This is a genomic window from Crocosphaera sp. Alani8 (assembly GCF_038442745.1).
Classification (GTDB): domain Bacteria; phylum Cyanobacteriota; class Cyanobacteriia; order Cyanobacteriales; family Microcystaceae; genus Crocosphaera.
In genome coordinates, this window is the sequence record NZ_JARVCN010000169.1 from 1 (window position 1) to 7,119 (window position 7,119).

Sequence of the window (7,119 nt, forward strand, 5' to 3'; positions counted from 1 at the left end):
GTTTGGCCTAAGTTTTCGCAGCGAGTGACCCCTGGCTTTTTGAGAAGATACATATATTGTTTATAAAAGTTTCTGCGATCGCTCATTGATGCTCTAATAATTTAATGGTTCTATTTTAGATTATTGTCTTGAATAGTATTAGTGAAGGAGATAATATTAAAGATGCATTAAACAAGCAATTGAACTTTATTTAGAATAACCTCATTATCCTATTTACTGATATAGTTTATTTAACCAATTAATAAAAGCTTGGAGAACTCCATTATCATATTTCAATACGTTAGCCGTTATTGATAGTCCCATCGGCATTCCTGGTTGCTTTTGCCGAGCTAACCAAGTATGAATCATAGCTTTGGCTCTGTCACCTTTATTATAGCCATTAATTTCTAATTTTTCAAGTTCATCTAAAATTTCGTTAGCTTTATCTTTTAATTGATCATCATCAGCAATTAAATAAGAAACAAAATCTTCTAATTCTCCAGTTAGTTTATTATTTGGCATTATCCAAACCCCAATTTTAGGTAATTCTTCTTGTTCATAAATCAAACCTTCAGGACAGGGATTTTTAGGAGTATTATCATAACCTACTGACTTTAGCTTATCACGAATAGCTTGCCATCTTGCTTGTAAGTCTTGATCAGCATCAACAACTATTCCTAATGTTTTTAAATAAGGTTCTTTTAGTCTAATAGGTAAACCTAGTAATAATGCTTCTACTCCTGTTGCTTTCTTTCTATTAGATAATTCTATAGAATCAGGAACTTCTATAGAAAATCGTGAGGGTATGTTGTATTTTTTACGTAATGCACTGATAACATGAAAATCATTTTTTCCTTCTACTAAAAGCTGTTGTGGGTGAGGTTGACTTGATGTTTTTCTTTTTCCCATTTAACGCACCTCAATTCCTTGATCAACAGCAATAGAAATCTCATCTGCTTTATATTCTACTGCCCTAAGTTTTCCGTATTTATCATCTAGTCTAAATAGTTTTCCAACTGATTGATTTTCCATGTCTTCTAATGCTTCTTGATAAGCACAAATACAGTCCCAACTATGAGTAGTTGCAAAGATTTGTACATTTAATTCTTCTGCTGTTTTTATCAGTAAACGCCACATATCTGTTTGTGCTTCGTAATGTAAACCTGTTTCAATTTCATCGATTAATAATACTCCATTTTCAAGAATAACTGCTGTTGTAATTAGTCCTAAAATTCTATTCATTCCTTGTCCCATACTACTTAAAGGAATTGGTTGTCTTTCTCCTTTAATTTTAAGTCTAATTTGTTTAGTATATTGACTAACTGTAAAGCCAATTCTTTCAATATCAGGATTAATGATTTTTAAAGCTTCTATCACTTTATCTTCTTTAGGAGTCAGTTGAATCAAGTCCCAATTTTTTTCAATATCATCAAGATAATCATAATTTAATGGCATAAAAATACTATCAGGAGTGTACAGAATAAGTCTTTCAATACCATTCAAACGAGTTTGATTTGTATTTTCTGGGGTTTCCTGTATGTAAGTTCCTTGTTGATTAATTTCATAAAATGCTTGTCCACGAGTATTTTTGTTTTCTGTATTTGATTTTTTAAATTCATAATTAACCTTAAAACATTCGTCATCTGTAGTTAGTAAATGAAGATTTTTTGACTTTGATTTTTCTAGTTTAAGATTTGTTATTTGAACTTTTCTAAAAAAATCGTTGTTGCAAAAAATATCTATGGTTTTATTTATTTGATATTTATGAAAGAGATGTCTAATAAGATATAATTTCATTGTTTTTGACTCTCTTGAATCTTCTGAAATTAAAGATAAATATTCTTTTCTTAACTTTAATGAATTAATTAAAGTAGTTATTTTGTTATGAAATTTATAATAATAGGATTTATCTAACAAAATATAAATAGCTTCCAAGAAACTTGTTTTACCACTGTTATTATTACCAACAATCAAATTAACTTGTGCTAACCCGTCAACTTTAAAATCTTCAAAACAACGATAATTTTTAATGCTTAAATCGCGGATCATTTGCTTAACCTCTATATTAGAGTTTTATACTATTTTACAGTAAATCATTTTCCGTTAATTCTGCTATTTTCATTAAAGCTTTTAAGGTTCCTATCTTCAAATCTTGGTTATGGTGAACTGGAATAGAAAAAATTTGAGGCTTTCCTAATTTTTGATAAATATGATGACTTCCAGTCATCTTTTTTTTGCCAAAAATAAATATCTAAAAAAATAGAAAAAGCTTTGAGTTTAACTCAGCCTAATGATATACGTATTGTTGGTAATCTGATTAATCCTTGTTTAAAAAAAGAACAACATTCTGAAAATTCGAAAGAACAATATCAAAGAATCAATACTGGGTCAAAAAATTCATAATCAAGGACTGCCTGAATATAAAACAGGAAAATATAAACGATATCAGTGGAATAATTTTGAATTAGGTTCTTTAGCAGAATTAAAAATTGCCAAATAATTAGATACAAGAGAGTTAGTATTTTTTCCTAACAGTAAATTCCGTACTAAAATAAATCAATTATCGTATATTATCATACCTGATTTTCTTGTTTGTTGTAAAGGTAAATGGAGAATATTACAATGTGATCATGAATCTACTCATCCTTGTGCAGTAGAAGAACATCAAAAAGATAGATGTTTTAGAATACATGGTATTAAAGTTATCGAACGTTATGATTATGAAGACTGTGTGAAAAATGCTAAAAATGTTGTTGATCAGTTTCTCAACATACTTAATAAAAATCGATAGTTTGTAAGGTGGGCAAAATACCCACCCGACGGGGCTATTTAGGAACTACAAAGTTAACTAATTTTCCAGGGACAACAATCACTTTTTTAACCTCTTTTCCGTCTAAGTTTCGTTGACCAATATCAGACTCACGGGCTAATTTTTCTAACTCCTCTTTACTGGAATTAGCAGGTACTTGAATTGTTCCCCTTGTTTTACCCATAATTTGAATCACTAGGGTAATTTCATCTACCACTAAAGCAGTAGGATCAACCTGTGGCCAAGTTTCTAAATGGATTGAATGATCATGCCCCAAATTATGCCATAATTCCTCAGCAATATGAGGGGCAAACGGTGCCAGTAAAATCAATAAGGTTTCGATTCCTTCTCTATAAACCGCAGAATCAATACATTTGGCATCATTCAACGCATTACTTAACTTCATCAACTCCGAAACTGCGGTATTAAATTGATAGTCTCCTTCTAAGTCTTCAGATATCTCTTTAATAGCGGTATGTATTGCACGTCTTAATCCTTTCTCTTCCTTGCTAAATTCCTTGTTACTAATAACTTCAGGTTTCTTTTCTACATAACCATTAACTAAACGCCATACCCGATTTAAAAAGCGGAATTGTCCTTCAACATCCGCATCATCCCATTCTAAATCTTTCTCAGGAGGAGCTTTAAATAAGATGAACATTCTAGCAGTATCTGCACCATATTTTCCTAATACTTTTTTGGGATCAACTCCGTTATATTTAGATTTAGACATCTTCTCATAAAACACATCTAAATCATCTCCTGTATCGGGATCTTTGGGACTTTCAGGGTTCACTTTATCTACAGGGATATATTTACCGGTTTTGGGGTTTTTATAGGCCATTGCTTGCACCATTCCCTGTGTCAAAAGACGGTTAAAAGGTTCATCTACATTTACTAAACCTCTGTCTCGCAATACTTTAGTAAAAAAGCGAGAATATAACAGGTGTAAAATAGCGTGTTCAATACCACCAACATATTGATCAACATTCATCCAATCATTGGCTTTTTCTAACTTAAATGCTTCTTGATCATTGATTGCATCTGTGTAACGTAAATAGTACCAAGAAGAATCAATAAATGTGTCCATTGTATCTGTTTCACGCTTCGCAGGTTCACTACAATTGGGACAAGGAACATTGATCCAATCTTCCATTTTTGCCAAAGGAGAAGCTCCACGACCTGTAAATTCCACATTTTCGGGCAATTTAACAGGTAAATCTGCATCAGGAACCGGAACCGTTCCACAATTGGGACAATGCACCACTGGAATAGGACAACCCCAATAACGCTGACGAGAAATCAACCAATCTCGTAAACGATACTGTATCCTTGCTTTCCCGTAACCCTGTTTCTCTGCATAGTCAATAATAGCGGTTTTGCCTTCAGTGGACTGCATTCCATCAAAATCACTGGAATTAACCATAATTCCAGGTTCGGTGTACGCTTCGGTCAACGTGGGGTTATTATCCTCGGAATTTTCAGGAACAATAACCACTTTTATCGGTAACTGTTTCTCTGTTGCAAACTTAAAGTCACGGGTATCGTGTGCAGGTACACCCATCACCGCACCGGTACCATATTCATACAATACATAATCTGCAATCAAGATAGGGATTTCTTCACCGTTGAAGGGGTTAATAGCAGTCCCTCCCGTCAATATACCCCGTTTGGGTTTATCTTCTGCTGTGCGTTCAATTTCGCTTTCATTAGATACCTCTTCAATAAACCCTTCTACGGCGGCTTTTTGCCCCTCTGTGGTCACTTTTGGGGTTAAAGGGTGTTCCGGGGCCAACACTACATAAGTCACCCCGTAAACGGTATCGGGACGGGTGGTAAAGACAGCTATTTTTTCGTCGCTATCCTTGACAGGGAACTCTAAGTATGCACCCACAGACTTGCCGATCCAGTTTTCCTGCATTAATTTTACGCGATCGGGCCATCCTGAGAGTTTATCCAAGTCGGTTAATAATTGTTCTGCATAGTCGGTAATTTTGAAGAACCACTGACGCAACAGTTTCCGTTCTACTTTAGCACCCGATCGCCAGGAATATCCTTCACTGTCAACCTGTTCATTCGCTAACACAGTTTGGTCTACCGGGTCCCAGTTAACTGCTGCTTCCTTCTGATAAGCTAACCCTGCTTGATAAAATTGCAAGAATAACCATTGCGTCCATTTGTAATAGTCGGGGAAACAGGTTGCCACTTCTCGATCCCAGTCGATAGACAGTCCCAAAGTTTGCAACTGTTGCCTCATTTGGGCAATATTTTGCTTAGTCCAGTCTGCGGGGGGAATATTGCGATCGATGGCTGCATTTTCCGCCGGAAGTCCGAACGCATCCCACCCCATCGGATGTAAGACTCGGTATCCTTGCAATCGTTTGAGACGGGCGATCACATCTGTAATAACATAGTTGCGAACATGGCCCATGTGTAGGTTTCCTGACGGGTAGGGAAACATGGATAAAGCGTAAAATTTGGGTTTATCGCTGTTTTCTGGGGTCTTGTCTAACCCTTGTTTAACCCACTGTTGTTGCCATTTTTGTTCGATCGCTGCTGCGTTATATTGGGACTCCACGAATGTTTACTCCACTGCTATTTTCATAATTAATTATCCCTGATCTGATTCAGTTATCGGTTATTAGTTATCAGTGAGCAGTTTTTTGTATTTGAAAGGGGAGGTTAGGAAGCGATTATTTTTACAATCTTTTTAACAATTACACTACATTCAGCGTCAAACTTAGACTTATAAACAAAAAGTTTCGTTTATAATACAGTTAATCATCTGAGAGAATAGTGCTTAAGGTATGAGTCAAAAAACGATTACAGTCCATTTTTATCGTGTGGAAATCAGTGAAACAGGAACTTTATCTTTTGAGTCATTAATTGAACAAGTATTAGATAAGCCAAGAGAACAAAGAATGATGCAAATTAGAGCAGCACCTCTATGGTTATATGATGCTTCTATAGATAGGGAGTTTGTGGAAGGTGATATGATTCGCTTAGGAATGAATGAAATTCCTCCCAAAGGTGATCTTACAGGAAATATTGAAAATATTTACTTAAATGATAACGAAGGTTTAGTAATGCAATCAGCTTTCTTGTATCATATTCCAACTAAGGTACTACTATTACAAAATCGTCAGGGTGGTATATCCCCTAACAATCTAGCTAAATACTTAATGGAAATCAATAAAATTGATAACACTATTTTTGTAGATCCAATACTTTCACCGGAAATTTTGAGAAAACTCGAAAATATGAAGGATGTCCGTAATATTGAAGTTAAAGTAGCAAAATTAGATAACTTAGAAATTTTTGCTCCTGATGATCTTGCCGTAAAAGACATTAACGAAATGCGTCAATATTTTCAAGCACCTAGCTTAGAGTTAAAGTTATCTGTTGGAAGAGCAAAACATCAATCACTCGAACCACAAAAAAGCAAAAATTTTTTAAGAAATATGTTAAGATTAGGGGGAAATAATACACCAGTTAAAAAACTAAGAATTTCTGGTCATACTGATGATAATGAATTATTAAAAATTAACTTACTAGAGGATAGAATGTCAGCGAAGATAAAACATGATTTTAAAGATCGTACTCTTGGTTATGATGAAAGAAAAGAAATCTTAAAACAAGCATGGGAGAAAAAAAGTAAAGAAATATTAAAGATGTCTGAAACATCTCAATAAATTAGTCTTTTATGATTTAAGAATACCAGAAAAAACATCAATAACTCGGTAGCAGCTACTACTAGCTGTTACTAACGAAAATATCCAAATAGCAAATGTAATTTTATGAAAAAGACTGGGACTCTTAAAATCTAGAAATAATCCTAAAAGACTAATAAATGCTAAAATAAAGGCATATTGAATTGCAGACATAAAATAGTTTATCAATTTATTATAAGTATTTGTTTCTTTCAACTTTTTAATAATGTATTTGTCATCGATAGAGAACAAAATAGATTTAGCAGTGATTAAAAAACCAATAACAATACCACTAAGAGTTGTAGAAGTAGAAAACACATTATCTAATGATTCTGGTAATGAATAGCTAAAATTTCTTTCAAGTGAGACATAAAAAACAAGTGCAACCACTCCGAATAAGAGAGGATACCATCTTTCCCATTGACTTCTAATACGCCTATTCATCACCTTAGACTCCGAGTCTGAGTAGATTGTCCATATTGCAAGCTAAATCAAGCTAGACAACTCAAATTAATTTTATAAATACTATTGTACCATAAAAATACCAACAATATACTTTTGAAATAATTATAGCATTTCCCATACTCATGAGGTACACTGGGAGGAAACTATTTAATGCGA

At 33.8% G+C, this 7,119-nt stretch carries 6 protein-coding genes; 1 reads left to right on the forward strand and 5 read right to left on the reverse strand.

Annotation, left to right across the window (positions count from 1 at the left end; all coding sequences use genetic code 11):
• Positions 1–213 precede the first annotated feature (213 nt).
• The 4 genes from P9B04_RS11310 to leuS all read right to left on the reverse strand — a co-directional run bounded on the left by P9B04_RS11310 (position 214) and on the right by leuS (position 5,366).
• Positions 214–888 (reverse strand): DUF3226 domain-containing protein, encoded by a 675-nt coding sequence (locus P9B04_RS11310; protein ID WP_342055092.1) that lies wholly within the window; start codon positions 886–888, stop codon positions 214–216.
• A complete protein-coding gene (locus tag P9B04_RS11315; RefSeq protein WP_342055093.1) occupies positions 889–2,028 on the reverse strand; it encodes an AAA family ATPase in 1,140 nt (379 codons plus the stop codon).
• A 34-nt stretch (positions 2,029–2,062) separates the two neighbouring features.
• Positions 2,063–2,206: a type II toxin-antitoxin system HicA family toxin gene (locus P9B04_RS11320; RefSeq protein WP_446717992.1), complete on the reverse strand. Its 144-nt coding sequence runs from the start codon at positions 2,204–2,206 to the stop codon at positions 2,063–2,065.
• Positions 2,207–2,804: 598 nt separating this feature from the next.
• The gene (gene leuS / locus P9B04_RS11325) at positions 2,805–5,366 is read right to left on the reverse strand and encodes a leucine--tRNA ligase (protein ID WP_342055094.1); all 2,562 of its coding nucleotides are present in this window, start codon (positions 5,364–5,366) and stop codon (positions 2,805–2,807) included.
• A 229-nt stretch (positions 5,367–5,595) separates the two neighbouring features.
• Here leuS and P9B04_RS11330 point away from each other — a divergent pair, with 229 nt between their 5' ends.
• The gene (locus P9B04_RS11330) at positions 5,596–6,480 is read left to right on the forward strand and encodes a DUF6731 family protein (RefSeq protein ID WP_342055095.1); all 885 of its coding nucleotides are present in this window, start codon (positions 5,596–5,598) and stop codon (positions 6,478–6,480) included.
• A gap of 9 nt (positions 6,481–6,489) precedes the next feature.
• On the opposite strand, the gene P9B04_RS11335 is transcribed toward P9B04_RS11330, so the two are convergent.
• Positions 6,490–6,942 (reverse strand): hypothetical protein, encoded by a 453-nt coding sequence (locus P9B04_RS11335; RefSeq protein WP_342055096.1) that lies wholly within the window; start codon positions 6,940–6,942, stop codon positions 6,490–6,492.
• Positions 6,943–7,119 lie beyond the last annotated feature (177 nt).